15 protein-coding genes are annotated in these 15503 nt (G+C 70.1%); 1 reads left to right on the top strand and 14 read right to left on the bottom strand.

What is annotated here, in order from left to right; genetic code table 11:
• The 9 genes from ftsZ to ftsW form a co-directional block, all read right to left on the bottom strand.
• On the bottom strand, window positions 1-1081 hold a 1081-nt coding region (ftsZ, locus tag A9O63_RS06685; RefSeq protein WP_069331225.1), incomplete at its 3' end, for a cell division protein FtsZ.
• A gap of 179 nt (window positions 1082-1260) precedes the next feature.
• Window positions 1261-2595, bottom strand: a complete 1335-nt coding sequence (gene ftsA, locus A9O63_RS06680) for a cell division protein FtsA (protein WP_069331224.1) — start codon at window positions 2593-2595, stop codon at window positions 1261-1263.
• A complete protein-coding gene (locus A9O63_RS06675) occupies window positions 2592-3518 on the bottom strand; it encodes a cell division protein FtsQ/DivIB (RefSeq protein ID WP_069331223.1) in 927 nt (308 codons plus the stop codon). The genes ftsA and A9O63_RS06675 overlap by 4 nt, the downstream gene beginning before the upstream one ends.
• Complete coding sequence (locus A9O63_RS06670) at window positions 3506-4429, bottom strand: D-alanine--D-alanine ligase (RefSeq protein WP_069331222.1); 924 nt, start codon at window positions 4427-4429, stop codon at window positions 3506-3508. The genes A9O63_RS06675 and A9O63_RS06670 overlap by 13 nt, the downstream gene beginning before the upstream one ends.
• A 39-nt stretch (window positions 4430-4468) precedes the next feature.
• Window positions 4469-5395 (bottom strand): UDP-N-acetylmuramate dehydrogenase, encoded by a 927-nt coding sequence (gene murB / locus A9O63_RS06665; RefSeq protein ID WP_069331221.1) that lies wholly within the window; start codon window positions 5393-5395, stop codon window positions 4469-4471.
• Window positions 5392-5646 carry a DUF2484 family protein gene (locus A9O63_RS06660; RefSeq protein ID WP_069331220.1) on the bottom strand — a complete coding sequence of 85 codons (255 nt, stop codon included), beginning with the start codon at window positions 5644-5646 and terminating at the stop codon, window positions 5392-5394. The genes murB and A9O63_RS06660 overlap by 4 nt, the downstream gene beginning before the upstream one ends.
• Before the next feature lie 13 nt (window positions 5647-5659).
• Window positions 5660-7072 (bottom strand): UDP-N-acetylmuramate--L-alanine ligase, encoded by a 1413-nt coding sequence (gene murC, locus A9O63_RS06655; protein WP_069331219.1) that lies wholly within the window; start codon window positions 7070-7072, stop codon window positions 5660-5662.
• On the bottom strand, window positions 7069-8163 hold the full coding sequence (locus A9O63_RS06650) for a UDP-N-acetylglucosamine--N-acetylmuramyl-(pentapeptide) pyrophosphoryl-undecaprenol N-acetylglucosamine transferase (protein WP_069331218.1): 1095 nt from the start codon (window positions 8161-8163) through the stop codon (window positions 7069-7071). Before A9O63_RS06650 ends, murC begins: the two co-directional genes overlap by 4 nt.
• Before the next feature lies 1 nt (window position 8164).
• Window positions 8165-9331: a putative lipid II flippase FtsW gene (gene ftsW / locus A9O63_RS06645; RefSeq protein WP_069331217.1), complete on the bottom strand. Its 1167-nt coding sequence runs from the start codon at window positions 9329-9331 to the stop codon at window positions 8165-8167.
• A gap of 175 nt (window positions 9332-9506) precedes the next feature.
• Here ftsW and A9O63_RS06640 point away from each other — a divergent pair, with 175 nt between their 5' ends.
• Window positions 9507-9977 carry an SRPBCC family protein gene (locus A9O63_RS06640; protein WP_069331216.1) on the top strand — a complete coding sequence of 157 codons (471 nt, stop codon included), beginning with the start codon at window positions 9507-9509 and terminating at the stop codon, window positions 9975-9977.
• A 339-nt stretch (window positions 9978-10316) separates the two neighbouring features.
• Here A9O63_RS06640 and A9O63_RS06635 read toward each other — a convergent pair whose 3' ends face one another.
• The 5 genes from A9O63_RS06635 to A9O63_RS06615 form a co-directional block, all read right to left on the bottom strand.
• Window positions 10317-10787 carry a GFA family protein gene (locus A9O63_RS06635; RefSeq protein WP_069331215.1) on the bottom strand — a complete coding sequence of 157 codons (471 nt, stop codon included), beginning with the start codon at window positions 10785-10787 and terminating at the stop codon, window positions 10317-10319.
• Window positions 10788-10843: 56 nt separating this feature from the next.
• A complete protein-coding gene (gene murD, locus A9O63_RS06630) occupies window positions 10844-12241 on the bottom strand; it encodes a UDP-N-acetylmuramoyl-L-alanine--D-glutamate ligase (RefSeq protein WP_069331214.1) in 1398 nt (465 codons plus the stop codon).
• A 242-nt stretch (window positions 12242-12483) separates the two neighbouring features.
• Window positions 12484-13065: a BON domain-containing protein gene (locus A9O63_RS06625; RefSeq protein WP_069331213.1), complete on the bottom strand. Its 582-nt coding sequence runs from the start codon at window positions 13063-13065 to the stop codon at window positions 12484-12486.
• Between the two features lie 96 nt (window positions 13066-13161).
• Complete coding sequence (mraY, locus tag A9O63_RS06620; RefSeq protein WP_069331212.1) at window positions 13162-14244, bottom strand: phospho-N-acetylmuramoyl-pentapeptide-transferase; 1083 nt, start codon at window positions 14242-14244, stop codon at window positions 13162-13164.
• 12 nt (window positions 14245-14256) lie between these two features.
• Window positions 14257-15503 (bottom strand): UDP-N-acetylmuramoyl-tripeptide--D-alanyl-D-alanine ligase (locus tag A9O63_RS06615; protein WP_069331211.1); only part of this gene is annotated, 1247 nt, incomplete at its 5' end.

The following is a 15503-nucleotide window of genomic DNA, read 5'->3' as shown; positions in this document are numbered from 1 at the left end:
TCTCGCGACGCGGAGCGGGCTGCGGCGCGGGCGTGGGCTCGGGCTGCGAGAAGCTCGCGGGCAGCGGCGCGGCCATCGAGCGGCGCGGCACCGGCATGTCCTGCGCGGGCTTCGTGGCGTCGATGCCCGTGGCCACGACCGACACGCGGATCATGCCTTCCATCGAGGTGTCGAGGGTCGAGCCCACGATGATGTTGGCGTCCGAATCCACCTTCTCGCGGATGACGTTCGCCGCCTCGTCGAGCTCGAACAGCGTGAGATCGTAGCCGCCCGTGATGTTGATGAGCACGCCCTTGGCGCCGTTGAGGCTGATCTCGTCGAGCAGCGGGTTCGCGATGGCCTTCTCGGCGGCCTGCAGCGCGCGGTCTTCGCCCATCGCCTCGCCGGTGCCCATCATGGCCTTGCCCATCTCGTCCATCACCGCGCGCACGTCGGCGAAGTCGAGGTTGATGAGGCCCGGCCGCACCATGAGGTCGGTCACGCCCTTGACGCCCTGATAGAGCACGTCGTCGGCCAGCGCGAAGGCCTCGGTGAAGGTCGTGCGCTCGTTGGCCAGACGGAACAGGTTCTGGTTCGGAATGATGATGAGGGTATCGACCACCTTCTGCAGCGCGTCGATGCCGTCCTCGGCCTGACGCATCCGCTTGGCGCCCTCGAACTGGAAGGGTTTGGTCACGACACCCACGGTCAGCACGCCCAGCTCGCGCGCGGCCTGCGCGATGATCGGCGCGGCGCCGGTGCCGGTGCCGCCGCCCATGCCGGCGGTGATGAAGCACATGTGCGCGCCCGCGAGGTGATCCACGATCTCCTCGATCGTCTCCTCGGCGGCGGCGGCGCCGACCGACGGACGGGCGCCCGCGCCGAGACCCTCGGTCACCTTCACGCCCATCTGGATCTTCGAGGTCGCGCGGCTCTGCTGGAGGGCCTGGGCATCGGTGTTCGCCACGACGAACTCCACCCCTTCCAGCTGCTGCTCGATCATGTTGTTGACGGCATTGCCGCCGGCACCGCCCACACCGAACACGGTGATGCGCGGCTTCAGCTCTTCACGTGCGTTGTTCATCATGAGGTTGAGTGCCATTGCCAATCCGCCTGCTTGTCGTTGTCCTTCGGCGCGTTTAGCAGCGCCCTTCTCCGCATTGGAACGACCTTATCGGCAGACGCCGGAGTCGTCATCAAAAAAAGGCAAATTACCCACAAAATGTGGGTGATCGCGGGGCCGCGTAAGCGGTATTTCGCTGAGGACGCAGGATCTGGGGCTTACCAGTTGTCCTTGAACCATTTGATCGCCCTCCGCAGGGACCGGGCGGGATAGCGCTCTGCCGGGATGTCGAAATCCCACCATTCGTCCTGCGGATGGGCCGCAAAGAGGCAGAGCCCCACGGAAGAGGAGAAGGCCGGGCCCGAGACCTGTTGCGGCAGGCCCTGGACGCGCAGCGGGCGCCCCAGACGGACACGCTGGCCGAGGATCCGGGCCGCGAGCCCGTCGAGGCCCGGGATCTGGCTGCCGCCCCCGGTGATGACGATCTGCTGGCTCGGCAGATGCTCGAAGCCCGCCGCATCGAGACGGGCACGCGCCTCCTCGAGGATCTCCTCGACGCGCGGGCGCATGATGCCGATCAGCTCGGCCCGGCTGACGGTGCGGCGGTCCTTGTCCCAGTCGCCGGTGTCCGCGCCGATGTCGATCATCTCGCGGTCGTCCATGCCGGTGGCCACGACGCCGCCGTGCCGGGTCTTGATCTTCTCGGCGGTCGCGAGCGGCACCTGCAGGCCCTTGGAAATGTCCGAGGTCACATGGTCGCCGCCCATCCGCACCGAATCCGCGAAGATCATGTGCTTCTTGATGAAGATCGACAGGCCCGTGGCGCCGCCGCCCATGTCGATGCAGGCGGCCCCGAGTTCCTGCTCGTCCTCGACGAGCGACGAGACGCCCGAGACATAGGCCGAGGAGGCGATCCCCGCCAGTTCGAGGTCGCAGCGCTTGATGCAGTAGAGAAGGTTCTGGATCGCATCCGCCTCGACGGTGAGGAGGTGCATGTCCACCGCCAGCCGGTTGCCGATCTGGCCCCGCGGATCGCCGAGCCCGGTGCGGTGATCGAGCGCGAAGTTCACCGGCTGGGCGTGCAGCACCTCGCGGCCCTGCCCGAAGTCGGGCACGTCGCAGGCGGCCATCACGCGGGCCACATCCTGCTCGGTCACGACCGAATCCTGCAGCTCCCACTCGCCCGCAAGGCCGTAGCTGCGCGGATCGGCGCCGGCGAAGCAGGCGATCACATGGTCCACCCGGACGTTGGCCATCTTCTGCGCCGCCTGCACCGCGGTGCGGATCGCGCGCTCGGTCTCGTTCATCACCGAGATCTCGCCGAAATGCACCCCGCGCGACCGGGTGGTGGCCGCCCCGATGACCCGGAACGAGGACTGCCCGGCCATGGGCCCCACCCCGTCATGCTCGCGCAGCCGGTCCGGCCCGTCGAAGCGCAGGATCAGGCAGGTGATCTTGGAAGAGCCCACGTCGAGGATCGCGATCACGCCCCGCTGCATGGCGGCGCGGCGCATGTTCCGCATGGCGCGCTGGGACTGATAAAGGTCGGTCATAGGTCGCTTCCACTTGTATCAATGCCCCGCGCGCGGCGGACGGCCTCCAGGGCGTAAGGCGCAAGCCTCAGCACCGGACGGTCCTTGATGCGCAGGTCGACGGAAATCACGTCGCGGTCCAGAAGGTCCTCGGCCTCGTCGAGCGCGATCATCCGCTCGACGGCAGCCACGGGTTCCTCGACGGGCAGCTGAATGCGCTGCCCGCGGTCGAGCACGATGTCCCAGCGCCGCTCGCCCATCCGCACGAGGCCACGGATCCGTTCGAGGATGGGGCGGGCGGCGGCGAGGATCTCGAGCGCCTCGGGCACGGCGCGCTCGGCGCCCTCGCCCGCGATTACCGCCAGATCGCCCCGCTCGCTGCGGAAGGCGAGATCGTCGACGCGGCGGCCGGTATCGTCGAGAAGGACGAGGTTCGAAGCCCGGCGCCAGATGATCGCGGGTTCGCGCTCGGTCACGCGCACCTCAAGGAGCCCGCCCGAGCGCACCCGCACCTCGGCCTGCGCCACCGCGTCGATGCTCTCGATGCGGGCGCGGGCGGCGGTGAGGTCGATGTCGAACGAGCTGAGCGGCAGCTTCAGCGCCAGCGTGGCGCGGATCCGGTCGGAAAGCTCGGGCGAGGCGCCATCGACCGACAGCAGCGTCACCATGAATTCGGGGCGCTGCTGGAAGCTGTCGACGAGGCCGGTGAAGGCGCCCGCCATGGCCGCGCGCCGGTCGGCGCTGGCGAAGATCAGCGCCACCACCAGCAGGACGCCCACGATCGGCAGCCCCACGCGGAGCGCCGTGCGGAACATGGGCGTGAGCCACAGCCGCTGCGCGCGATAGGCCCAGCGCGAGGGCGCCGGATCGCGGCGGCCGGTGTCGCGGCGCGGCGGCGCAAGCCGGGGGGGGCGGCGGTTCGGCGGGATGCTCAGCGATTGCATGAGGCGTCCTCCACCAACCAGGCGCAGAACTCGGGGAAGGAATAGCCGCAATGAGCCGCCTGCTCCGGCGAGAGCGAGGTGGGCGTCATGCCCGGCTGGGTATTGGTCTCGAGGAGGATCAGCCCCGCCAGCCCGCGCGACTCGTCCCAGCGCAGGTCCGAGCGCGAGATGCCCCGGCAGCCGAGCGCCCGGTGGGCGCGGAGCGCGATGTCGTGGCAGGCCTCGGTGATCTCGGCCGGCAGGTCGGCAGGCACGATATGGCGCGAGCCGCCGGGCCGATATTTGGCGTCGTAATCGTACCAGCCGTCGGACAGGATGTCGGTGACCGCAAGCACCCGGTCGCCCATCACGGTGACGGTCAGCTCGCGGCCGGGGACATAGGTCTCGACCATCAGGGTCTGCGGCATGTCGGCCGCAAGCTGCGGCGGACCGTTGGCATCCTCATGCACGATGTAGACGCCCACCGAAGAGCCCTCGGCATTGGGCTTGACCACATAGGGCGGCGGCAGGAGGTGGCGCGCCCGAACCTCCGCGGGCGTGGCGAGCACGCTCCGGGTGACGGGCAGCCCGGCTGCGGCGAAGACCTCCTTCGCGCGGGCCTTGTCCATGGCCAGCGCCGAGGCCAGCACGCCGGAATGGGTATAGGGAATGCGCAGCCACTCGAGCAGGCCCTGCACGCAGCCATCCTCGCCCCAGCGGCCGTGGAGCGCATTGAAGACGGCATCGGGGGACAGGTCCGCCAGCACGCGGGCGAGGTCGGGGCCGGCATCGACCTCCGTCACCTCATAGCCTGCGTCCCGCAGGGCTGCGCTGCACGAATGGCCCGACGACAGCGACACCTCGCGCTCGGTCGAGGCCCCGCCCATCAGCACAGCAACCCTGGGGAACGTCCTGCCGGACTGTCCCGCCATGTATCTTTTCCGCCTCAATCGCGTCCCGTGGACGCGTTATTATTCTTTGTTAACGGGCAGTTCACCAACCCGCATGATTTCCCACTCTAGCCGGATTCCCGAGCTTTGGAAAACCCTTTTTATCACTTCCTCCCCCAAACCTTCGAGATCGGCCGCCGTGGCGCCGCCCGCGTTGATGAGGAAGTTGGAATGCATCTCGCTCATCTGAGCCCCGCCGCGCCGCGCGCCGCGCATTCCGGCCTCGTCGATGAGTTTCCAGGCCTTCAACTCGTGCGTGTCGTCGGCTCGCCCGGTCGAGGAGAAACCGGCCGGATTGCGGAAGGTCGAGCCCGCGCTGCGCTCCCTGGTGGGCTGGCTCGAATCCCTGCGGGCGATCTGCTCTTCCATGCGGCGCGCGAGGTCGGCCGGGTCGCCCGCCTCGGCGCGGAAGGTGGCCTCGGTCAGCACGCAGCCCTCGGGCAGGGCGCTCTGGCGGTAGGCGAGCCCCAGCTCGGCCGCGGGCAGCGTGACCGCCCTGCCCTCACGCGTGACGGCCCGCACCTCGATCAGATGGTCCGCCACATAGGAGCCGTAGCAGCCCGCATTCATCCGCACCGCCCCGCCGATCGAGCCCGGGATGGTGCGCAGGAAGGTGAGGTCGCGCCCGGCCTCGGCCGCGCGGCGCGCCACATGGGCATCGAGCGCGGCGGCCCCGGCGATCACGCGGTCGCCCTCGATGCGGATCGCGTTGAAGCCGCGGCCGAGCCGGATCACCACGGCACGCAGCCCGCCGTCGCGGACGATGAGGTTCGAGCCCACGCCCATCGGGAAGACCGGCACCGCCGGGTCGAGCGCGGAGAGGAACTGCACGAGATCCGCCTCGTCCGCGGGCTGGAACAGCCAGTCGGCGGGTCCGCCCACGCGGAGCCAGGTCAGATCGGCGAGGGAGCGGCCTTCGGTCAGGGTGCCGCGGACGGGCGGCATCATTCGACATGCTCCGGCGGGGGGCGGCGCAGGCGGCCGCCGAACCGGCCCACCGGCCAGTAGAGGCTGGCCGCCCCGAGGATCAGGGCGAACATGCCGAGAAAGGGTCCGTGCCGGTAGGTCACCCAGCCCAGAAGCGGGATGCCGGCCAGGATGAGGAGCGCAAGGCCCAGCCAGTGCGCGCGGGCCGGCAGGCGATGGACGGCCATCGCGGCCACCACCCAGAGCCCGGCGAGGAGAAGCGGAGCGACCATCCCCCCCGGCGGCTTACGCCGCCTTCCCCATCAGACGCGCGGGCAGGTTGTTGGCCCAGGCCGAGATGGTGCCCGCGCCGAGGCACACGACCATGTCGCCCGGCCGGGCCTGCTCGCGCACCAGCCGCTCGAGATCGTCCTCGCAGAGGATGGCGCGCGCGTGCCGGTGGCCGTGGGCAATGAGCCCCGCCACCAGATCGTCGCGGCTGGCTCCCGGGATCGGATCCTCGCCCGCGGCATAGACCTCGGCGATGGCCACCACGTCGGCCTCGTTGAAGCAGGTGCAGAAATCGTCGAACAGCGAATGGAGCCGGCTGTAGCGGTGCGGCTGGTGGACGGCGATCACCCGGCCCTTCACCGCCTGCCGCGCGGCCTTCAGCACGGCCGCGATCTCGACCGGATGGTGGCCGTAATCGTCGATTATGGTGACGCCGCCCACCTCGCCCACCTTGGTGAAGCGCCGGTTGACGCCGCCGAAGGCCGCCAGAGCCTCGCGGATCTCGTCCTTCTTCATGCCGAGATGGCGGGCCACCGCGACCGCGGCGAGCGCGTTCGACACGTTGTGGTCGCCGGGCATCGGCAGGCTCATGCCCTCGATCACATGGCCCGCCCCTTCGGACTGCAGGGCCACGTCGAAATGGGCGATGCCGTTTTCGTAGCGCAGGTTGATCGCGCGCACGTCGGCCTGCGCATTGAAGCCGAAGGTCACGATCCGCCGGTCGGTGACGCGGCCCACCAGCGCCTGCACCTCGGCATGGTCGGTGCAGCAGACGGCGAGCCCGTAGAAGGGGATGTTGGTGACGAAGTCGTAGAAGCCCTTGCGCAGCGCGTCGAACGAGCCCCAGTGCTCCATGTGCTCGGGGTCGATGTTCGTCACGATGGCGATGGTCGCAGGCAGGCGGTTGAACGAGCCGTCCGATTCGTCCGCTTCGACAACCATCCATTCGCCGGCGCCCGCCCGGGCGTTCGAGCCGTAGGCATGGATCACGCCGCCGTTGATGACGGTCGGATCGAAGCCGCCCTTGTCCAGAAGCGTGGCCACCATGGTGGTGGTCGTGGTCTTGCCGTGGGTGCCCGCGATGGCGATGTTCGAGCGCATCCGCATGAGTTCGGCCAGCATCTCGGCCCGGCGCACCACCGGCAGGCCGCGCAGCCGCGCCTCCTCGAGCTCGGGATTGCCCTTCTTGATCGCCGAGGAGATCACGACGACCGCCGCCTCGCCGAGATTGCCCGCGCGCTGCCCCTCGAAGAAGGTGGCGCCCAGCGACACCAGCCGGTCGGTGATCTTCGAGGCCTTCGCATCCGAGCCCTGCACACGGTAGCCCAGCGTCATCAGCACCTCGGCGATGCCCGACATGCCGATGCCGCCGATGCCGACGAAATGGATGGGGCCGAGTTCCCCTGGCAGCTTCGTTGCGGCGTTCATGTTTCTTTCCTTGCCAGATGCTCCACCACCTCGACGAGACGCTCGGTGGCATCGGGGCGGCCATGGGCCAGCGCATTGCGCGCCATCTGCCGCGCCGCGTCGGGCTGCGACAGCACCGCGGCGATGTGCTCCGAGAGCGCGGCGGGGTCAAGCGCGGATTCCGGGATGAGAATGGCGGCCTCGGCCTCGACGAGGCCGCGGGCGTTCGCGGTCTGATGGTCGGCGGTGGCCGCCGCGAAGGGCACGAGGATCGCGGGCCGGCCGATGATCGAAATGTCGGCCACCGACGAGGCGCCCGAGCGCGAGATGACGAGCTGCGCCTCGGAGAGCCTGCGCGGAATGTCGGTGAAGAAGGTCTTCACCTCGGCCAGAAGCCCGGCCCGGTCATAGGCTTCGGTCACGCGCGCCACATCCTCCTCGCGCGCCTGATGGGCGATGCGGAGGTTGGCGAGGATCTCCTCGGGCAGGCGCGCGATGGCCTCGGGCACCACGTCCGACAGGATCCGCGCGCCCTGGCTGCCGCCGATCACGACGAGGCTCATCGGATAGTCGCCGGGCACGATATAGGGGGCGGACGCCCGTTCGAGGACGGCGGCGCGCACGGGATTTCCGGTATAGTAGCCCTCCACTCCGTCGGGCAGCTCCGTGGGCCAGGTGCCGCAGCAGACCGCCTGCACGCGCGGCGCGAACAGCCGGTTCACCCGGCCCAGCACCCCGTTCTGTTCGTGGATCATCCGCGGCAGGCGCAGTGCCACGGCCGCCGACAGGGCGGGAATCGAGGGATAACCGCCGAAGCCCACCACGACCTTGGGCCGGTCGCGCAGGAAGCCCGCGACGGCCGAGGCCACGCCGCCCGCGATGCGGAGGGGGACCAGAGCCTTGGCCAGCGGGCCGCCGCGCGCGAAGGTGGCCGAGCTCACCTCCTCGATCTCGACGACATGGGGGAAGCCCCCGGCATAGCGGGCGCCGCGCGCATCGGTGGACAGCTTCACGCGCCAGCCGCGGCGGACCATCGCCTCGGCCAGGGCCTGAGCGGGAAACATGTGCCCCCCCGTCCCTCCCGCTGCGATCAGGAGGAGCGGCCGGCCCATGTCACCGCCCCCGCTTGAAGAGGATGTCGCCGATCTCGCCCTGCGGGCGCGAGCGGGTCATGGCCAGAAGCATCCCCACCGTCCCCCCCGCCGCGATCCCCGACGAGCCGCCGTAGCTCACGAAGGGCAGCGTCATGCCCTTGGCCGGCAGAAGCCGCACGGCCACGCCCATGTTGATCATGGCCTGCACGCCGAAGATGCAGGCAAGGCCCGTGCCCGCAAGACGGATGAAGGGATCGCGCTCGCGCATCAGCCGGAAGAGGCTGCGCACCGTCACCGTGCCGTAGAGCGCGAGGATGATGAGGACGAGGATCAGCCCGTATTCCTCGGCCGCGACCGCGATGATGAAGTCGGTATGCGCGTCGGGCAGCGACCATTTCACCTGTCCCTCGCCCACGCCCACGCCGAAGAAGCCGCCCTCCTGAATGGCGTTGGTGGCGTAGCCCAGCTGGGTGCGCGGATCGAGGTCGGGGTTCAGGAAGCCGTCGATCCGGCGCGCGAAGTGCTCGGACGAATTGTAGGCGAAGAAGGCGCCCGCCCCCACGATGCTCATGATGACGGCGATCAGCGTCATGGGCGCGCCGGCCACGAAATACATCACGCTCCAGCCGAAGAGCACCAGCGCCGCCTGACCGAAGTCGGGCTGCATGGCGAGGAGAAGCACGATCACGGTGGTGAGGGCGAAGGAGAAGCTCTTGCCGGGCGGGCCGTTCAGCTCCTGGCTCGCGGCCATGAGCCAGGCGCCGAGGATCACGAAGCCGGGCTTGAGGAATTCCGACGGCTGCACCGAGGCGAAGCCGAACGAGAACCAGCGCACCGCGCCCTTGCCGAAGTCGGTGCCGAAGAAGGGCAGGAGCACGAGGGCCACGAAGGCGCCCGCGAATCCCAGCACGCCCAGGCGACGCACCATGTCGGGCGACATCATCGAGACGGCGAACATCGCCACGATCGCCATGCCGCCGAAGAAGGCCTGCCGCTGGACGTAGTAGAACGGGTCGAGCCCGTTGCGCGTGGCCAGCGGCACGGAGGCCGCGAGGCCGAGCAGCAGCCCGATCCCGAACAGCACCAGAATCGACGTCAGCGACCATTTGTCGATGGTGCGCCACCAGCGGGGAAGAACCGGCTCGGTCGCCCGCACGGGCATGGAGCCATAGACCATCTCAGTCATGGGAAAAATCCGCCTGCACTGCCTCGTCCGCCCGTTTTCCGGGTCTGGTGAAAAGTCTAGCCAAATGCGGCGCTCAAGGCCAGCGGAAAGGCGGACGGAACGGACGGGCCGGACCGGCGTTTCTCCGCCAGGGCCGCGCGTCGCGCGCGGAGGGCGCGGCAGAGGGAGAGCACCGTTGGCGGACGAAATCCAGATCGGCCCCGGAAGCGCCACCCGTCTCGAGTTCCGACGGCCGTTCGCGGCGACCCCCGACCAGCTCTGGGCCGCCCTCACGAGCCCCGCGCTCCTTCCGGCCTGGCTCTTCGCGATGGGCTGGCCCATGACGGAGTGCGTGTTCGAGCCCCACAAGGGGGGCCTCATCCGACAGGTCTGGACCGGACCCGAGGGTCGCACGCGGGGCCTCACCGGCCGGGTGATCCTCGCCGAGCCGCCGCACCGGCTGATCCACAGCGAGCTCTACGACGAGGACTGGACGGGCGGCGAGACGCTCGTGACCCTTCAGCTTCTGCCCGTGGAGGGCGGCACCGAACTTGCGATGTCGGTGGATTATGCCACGCCCGAGGCCCGCGACGCAGTCGCCGCTTCGGCGATGGCGGCCGAGATGGAGGAGGCCTACCGCCACCTCGACCGGATGCTCGCAGCCTGAACGGACCCCTCGGGGGGCCTTGTCGGTCATGAGGATCCCGCTCCCTGTCGCCGATCCTTCTGCCGCGCCCTGGCTGGAGGACGCGGAAAAGGCCGTGGGCTGACCCGCATCAGGACCGGACCGTGCCGCCTGCGCCGCCGGTCTGCCCGAGCGATACAGCAGCCGGGGGCCGGGCGCGATGGCATTCTATCCCGTCGCATGAGCGTCGGCCCGCCGCCGCCCCTCTCCGGAGCCTCCGGGCCGTCAGGCTTTCGGCCGGCTTGCGGATTCAGCCGGCGGGGACCGCCCGCCCAAAGCGACCATGCCCTCCGACCCTGCCCCGCCGGCGGTCGCCCCGGGTCAAGCGGACATGCGCGCGCGCAGGATCTGCCAGCGCGCGAGGCTCGGCTCCGGCCAGTGCTTGCTGCGGGCATAATATTCCGCCATGGCCGGCACCCCCTCGTCGAGCCGGACCCAGGGCAGCTTCGTCGTGGTGTAGATGTGGATGTCGGGCGGGCAGGAGGCGGGCTCTGCGAGCGTGCCCACGCGCACGAAGGCCATCAACGGCCCTGCCCCCGCGTAATGGCTCCAGAGCGCGACCCGGCACCGCGGGCAGCGCAGGATCTCCTGCCCCTTGCCCGAATGCGAGGGGACGGCCACCGCCTCGGGCCTCCCCGCCAGAAGCTCGATCCGATCGGTCTCGATCAGGGCGTTGAGCGCGAAGGCGCTGCCGGACTCGCGCTGGCACCAGCTGCAGTGGCAGCAATGCACGAAGAGCGGCCGCTCGGTCAGCCTGTAGGCGACCTCCCCGCAGATGCAGCGTCCTTCCATTCCCTCTCCCTCCCTCGCCTGCGTCCGCGCCGACCGTTGCGGCCCGGATCGCGCCGTTACAGCAGGGCCTTCACCTTCTCCATGAAGTCCTCGCCGCGCTTCTCGAAGTTCGGATACTGATCGAAGCTCGCCGCCGCGGGCGCGAGCAGCACGACCTCGCCCGGCTGCGCCTCCTCGGCCGCCCGGGCCACCGCGCGCTCCATCGTCTCGCATATCTCGTGGTCGGTCGCGCCGATCTGCAGCGCGAAGTCGCGCGCCGAATGGCCGATGAGATAGGCCTTCACCACCGAGCCCAGATGCGGCTGCAGCGCCACGATCCCGCCGTCCTTGCCCAGCCCGCCCGCGATCCAGCGGATCTTCGGGAAGGCCTGCAGCGCCTTGGCGGCGCTGTCCACGTTGGTGGCCTTCGAATCGTTCACGAAGCGCACGCCGCCCTTCTCGCCCACCGTCTGGCTCCGGTGCGGCAGGCCCGCAAAGGAGGCGAGCGCCGCCTCGATCTGGCGCGGGGCGAGGCCCAGCGTCCGGCAGGCCGCATAGGCCGCGCAAGCGTTCTGGTGGTTGTGCGCCCCGGGCAGGCCGGGCATGGCGCGCAGGTCGATCGAGGCCATCTGCCGGCCCTTGCGCCATTCCGCGAGGAAGCCCTTGCGCGCGAAGACCGACCAGCCGAACCGCTCGAGCTTCTGGCCCGCCGAGATGCGGATCACCCGGTCGTCCTCGGGTGCGACCGACAGCTGGCCCGCGAGATAGAGCCCCTCGGGCTCGTCCACGCCGATCACGGCCCGGTCCGGGCCGCCTTCGGCGAACAGACGGCGCTTGGCCGCGAAATAGCCGCCCATCCCGCCGTGCCGGTCGAGATGGTCGGGCGAGAGGTTGGTGAAGACCGCCACGTCGGGCGTCAGCGCGCGGGCGAGATCGGTCTGGTAGGAGGAGAGCTCCAGCACCACCACCTCGCCATCGCGGGCGGGGTCGAGATCGAGCACCCCGCGGCCGATGTTGCCCGCCATCTGCGTGGGCCGGCCGGCCTCCGACAGGATATGGTGGATGAGCGCCGTGGTGGTGGACTTGCCGTTCGAGCCGGTGACGCAGACCACGCGCGGCATCTGGTCGAACGCGTCCCAGTCGCGGGTGGCGAAGCTGCGGAAGAAGAGGCCGATGTCATTGTCGACCGGCACACCCGCCGCCATGGCGCGCGCGATCACCGGGTTCGGAGCGGGATAGAGATGCGGGATGCCGGGGCTCGTGACGAGAAGCGCCACGCCCTCGAAAGCCCGGTCGCGGGTGAGATCCGTCACCGTGAAGCCCTGCCCCTCGGCCTTGGCGCGCGCCTCGGGACTGTCGTCCCACAGGAGCGGCTCGGCGCCCCCGGCTTCCAGCGCACGGGCGGTGGCAAGACCGGAACGGCCGAGGCCGAGCACGGCCACCTTTCGGCCCTCGAGGCCGCGGACGGGAATCATTCTGACGCATCCTTCTGCAGGTCGGGCCGGAGAATGGAGGCGGATGCGGGGAGGTGCAAGGCGCCCCCTCCCCTTCTGCGCGCCGCGCCCGATCCGCAGATCGCCGGTAAGCGCATTCCCGGGCCCGAGCAGAGGGCCGCGCCGATGAGTCGCCCGGCAGACGATCCGGACCCGGCGGGGGGCCCGTCCGAAGGGCCGCCGGACGCAAGGCCCGCTCTGGTTCGTCTATGACGCCCGGTCCGTCAGACGGAGAGTTCGTTCTCGACGGCGCGGACACCCGGCACGCCGGCCGCGCGTTCGGCGGCGCGCTCGCTGTCCTCGGCGCTGCCCGCGCTGCCGCGCAGGATCACCGTCGCGCCGCGCACCTCGACCGAGAGGTCGGCCACATCGATCTCGAGATCGTCCTCGAGAAGCGCCGTCACCGCCTCGGCCAGATCGGCCACGGGAGCCTCTTCGCCCGTATCGTCGGAGAGATCCTCCTCGGCCAGCGCCTCTTCTTCGGCCGCCTCCTCCGTATCGGTGGCGGGCTCGGCCGGATAGGGCTCCTCGCCCTCCCATTCGACGGTGCTGTCGAACTCGCGCCAGCCCTGATGCTCGGCATCCTCGTCGGACAGGCCGATGTCGTGGCTGTGCTGCGTCCGGGCGTCCGGCGGCGGATCGACATCATAGCCCGCCGCATCGGTGCGGCCGGTATCGTCGATGTCGCGAGGGGACTCGGTCTCGCGGTCGGCCATCGTGGCCGAGCCGGGCCGCGTCGCGTCGCCGGTGGCGTAGGGATCCTTCGGGTCGCCTTCCTCGGGACTCTCGTGCGGCGCCTTTGCCATGTCGTTCTCCTCGTGTTGCGGCAGGAGAACGGGCGTCGGGCGGGGCTTGTTCCCGGAGGCTGCAGCGCCCGGCAGGGCCGGGCGCGCAAGCTGCGTTCAGCGCAGCTTGAGGGTCGAGAGGCCGATCAGGGCGAGGATCAGCGAGATGATCCAGAAGCGGATCACGATCTGCGGCTCGGCCCAGCCCTTCTTCTCGAAATGGTGGTGGATCGGCGCCATCAGGAACACCCGCCGCCCCGTGCGCTTGAAATAGAGCACCTGGATGATGACCGAGAGCGCCTCGGTGACGAAGAGGCCACCCACGATGGCGAGCACGATCTCGTGCTTGGTGCAGACGGCGATGGCGCCGAGCGCCCCGCCGAGGGCGAGCGAGCCCGTGTCGCCCATGAAGACCGCGGCGGGGGGCGCATTGTACCACAGGAAGCCCAGACCGCCCCCCACGAGCGCGGAGGTGAAGATCAGAAGCTCGCCCGTGCCGGGGACGAAATGGACGCCCAGATAGTCGGTCAGATTGAAGTTGCCGACGACATAGGCGATCACGCCGAGCGTGGTGCCCGCGATCATCACCGGCATGATGGCCAATCCGTCGAGCCCGTCGGTCAGGTTCACCGCATTGGCCGCGCCCACGATCACCACCATGGCGAAGGGCACGAAGAACCAGCCCAGATTGATGAGCGCATCCTTGAAGAAGGGCATGGCGAGCTGGAGCGTCAGATCCGGCGGGTGCGACCAGGCGGCCGCGATGGCCGCGAGCGCGGCGATCAGCAGCCCGATCAGGAAACGCACCCGGCCCGGCACACCCTTGGTGTTCTGCTTCTTCACCTTGGCATAGTCGTCGGCGAAGCCGATCAGGCCGAAGGCCACGGTCACGAGCAGGACGATCCAGACATAGGGATTGTCGAGCCGCGCCCAGAGGAGCGTCGAGACCACCAGGGCCGAGAGGATCAGGAGGCCGCCCATGGTGGGGGTGCCCGCCTTGGCGAAATGGGTGGCCGGGCCGTCGTCCCGGATCGGCTGGCCCTTGCCCTGCTTGCGGCGCAGGAAGTCGATCAGCGGGCGGCCGAAGAGGAAGCCGAAGATCAGCGCGGTGAAGAAGGCGGCTCCGGCCCGGAAGGTCAGGTAGCGGAAGAGGTTGAAAATGTCGCCGCCGTCGGAGAAGGCGGTCAGGAGATACAGCATCTGGTCGGCCCCTCAGGTCCTGGATGGGCTCGACTGGCCCAGTTTGCGGAGCGCGTCAACCACCAGGCTGACCTTGATCCCTTTCGAGCCCTTCACCAGCACGATGTCGCCCGCATCGACCAGGAGGCGGGCCCGCGGCACGAGCTCGGCCGCGGTCTCGACCCATTCGCCGCGCTGGCGGCGCGGCAGCGCCTCGTGGAGCGCCCGCATCCGGGGGCCCACGCAATGAACGAGCGCGATCCCGGCCATGGCGGGATGGTCGGCCACCGCACGGTGCAGCTGGGCCTCGGTGGGCCCGAGCTCGAGCATGTCGCCGAGAATCGCGATCCGGCGGCCGGCGGCGATCCGCCCGACCCCGTCGGTGGGCGCCATCGCGGCCAGAAGCTCGAGGCTTGCCGCCATCGAGGCGGGGTTGGCGTTGAAGGCATCGTCGATCAGGTCGAAGCCCGCCTCGTCCACCGGGTCGAGCGCGATGCGCTCGCGCGTGCCGCGGCCCGAGGGCGGCGTCCAGAGGCCGAGGTCGCAGGCGGCGATGGTGAGATCGAGCCCGAGCGCCTCGGCCGCGGCGAGGGTGGCGAGCGCGTTCGAGGCGAAATGCCGGCCCGGCGTCAGCACCTTGAAGAGGAAGCTTCCGCCGGCGTGGCTCGCCCGCGCGATGGTGGCCTCGGGGGTGATCTGGATGTCGGTGAGGCGCCAGTCGGCCGCGGCCGTCGGGCCGAAGCTCACGGCCGGCACGCCCAGCGCCGCGGCGCGGGCCAGGAGCACCGGCGACACGTCGAGCCCTGCGGGCAGGATCGCCCGTCCGCCCGGCTCGAGCCCCTCGAGGATCGCGGCCTTTTCCTCCGCGATGGCGGACAGGCTGTCGAAGGCCTCGAGATGGGCCGCGGCCACGGTGGTGATGACGGCCAGATGCGGCCGCGCGAGGCGCGCGAGCGGGGCGATCTCGCCCGGATGGTTCATGCCGATCTCGACGACGGCGAAATCCACGTCCGCGGGCATCCGCGCCAGCGTGAGCGGCACGCCCCAGTGGTTGTTGTAGGAGGCTTCGGCGGCATGGACCGTGCCCTGCCCGCCGAGCGTGGCGCGCAGCATCTCCTTGGTCGAGGTCTTGCCGACCGAGCCCGTCACGCCCACGACGCGGGCGCGGGTCCGGGCGCGGGCCGCGCGGCCGAGCGCGCGGAGCCCTTCGAGCACATCGGGCACGAGGAGGAGCGGCGCGCCCTCGGGGAGACCTTCGGGCAGGCGCGAGACCAGCGCCG

This window comes from Cereibacter johrii (assembly GCF_001720585.1).
Taxonomy (GTDB): domain Bacteria; phylum Pseudomonadota; class Alphaproteobacteria; order Rhodobacterales; family Rhodobacteraceae; genus Cereibacter_A; species Cereibacter_A johrii.
The sequence above is the reverse complement of the archived record's forward strand: the minus strand, read 5'-3'. Positions and strand labels throughout refer to the sequence as shown.

Excerpts from the sequence above, each read along its gene's own strand:
- ftsA (WP_069331224.1), bottom strand. The coding sequence starts at position 2,595 with ATGACCGACCTTTATCAGTCCCAGCGCGCCATGCGGAACATGCGCCGC.
- A9O63_RS06675 (WP_069331223.1), bottom strand. The coding sequence starts at position 3,518 with ATGCAATCGCTGAGCATCCCGCCGAACCGCCGCCCCCCCCGGCTTGCG.
- A9O63_RS06670 (WP_069331222.1), bottom strand. The coding sequence starts at position 4,429 with ATGGCGGGACAGTCCGGCAGGACGTTCCCCAGGGTTGCTGTGCTGATG.
- murB (WP_069331221.1), bottom strand. The coding sequence starts at position 5,395 with ATGATGCCGCCCGTCCGCGGCACCCTGACCGAAGGCCGCTCCCTCGCC.
- A9O63_RS06660 (WP_069331220.1), bottom strand. The coding sequence starts at position 5,646 with ATGGTCGCTCCGCTTCTCCTCGCCGGGCTCTGGGTGGTGGCCGCGATG.
- murC (WP_069331219.1), bottom strand. The coding sequence starts at position 7,072 with ATGAACGCCGCAACGAAGCTGCCAGGGGAACTCGGCCCCATCCATTTC.
- A9O63_RS06650 (WP_069331218.1), bottom strand. The coding sequence starts at position 8,163 with ATGGGCCGGCCGCTCCTCCTGATCGCAGCGGGAGGGACGGGGGGGCAC.
- ftsW (WP_069331217.1), bottom strand. The coding sequence starts at position 9,331 with ATGACTGAGATGGTCTATGGCTCCATGCCCGTGCGGGCGACCGAGCCG.
- A9O63_RS06635 (WP_069331215.1), bottom strand. The coding sequence starts at position 10,787 with ATGGAAGGACGCTGCATCTGCGGGGAGGTCGCCTACAGGCTGACCGAG.
- murD (WP_069331214.1), bottom strand. The coding sequence starts at position 12,241 with ATGATTCCCGTCCGCGGCCTCGAGGGCCGAAAGGTGGCCGTGCTCGGC.
- A9O63_RS06625 (WP_069331213.1), bottom strand. The coding sequence starts at position 13,065 with ATGGCAAAGGCGCCGCACGAGAGTCCCGAGGAAGGCGACCCGAAGGAT.
- mraY (WP_069331212.1), bottom strand. The coding sequence starts at position 14,244 with ATGCTGTATCTCCTGACCGCCTTCTCCGACGGCGGCGACATTTTCAAC.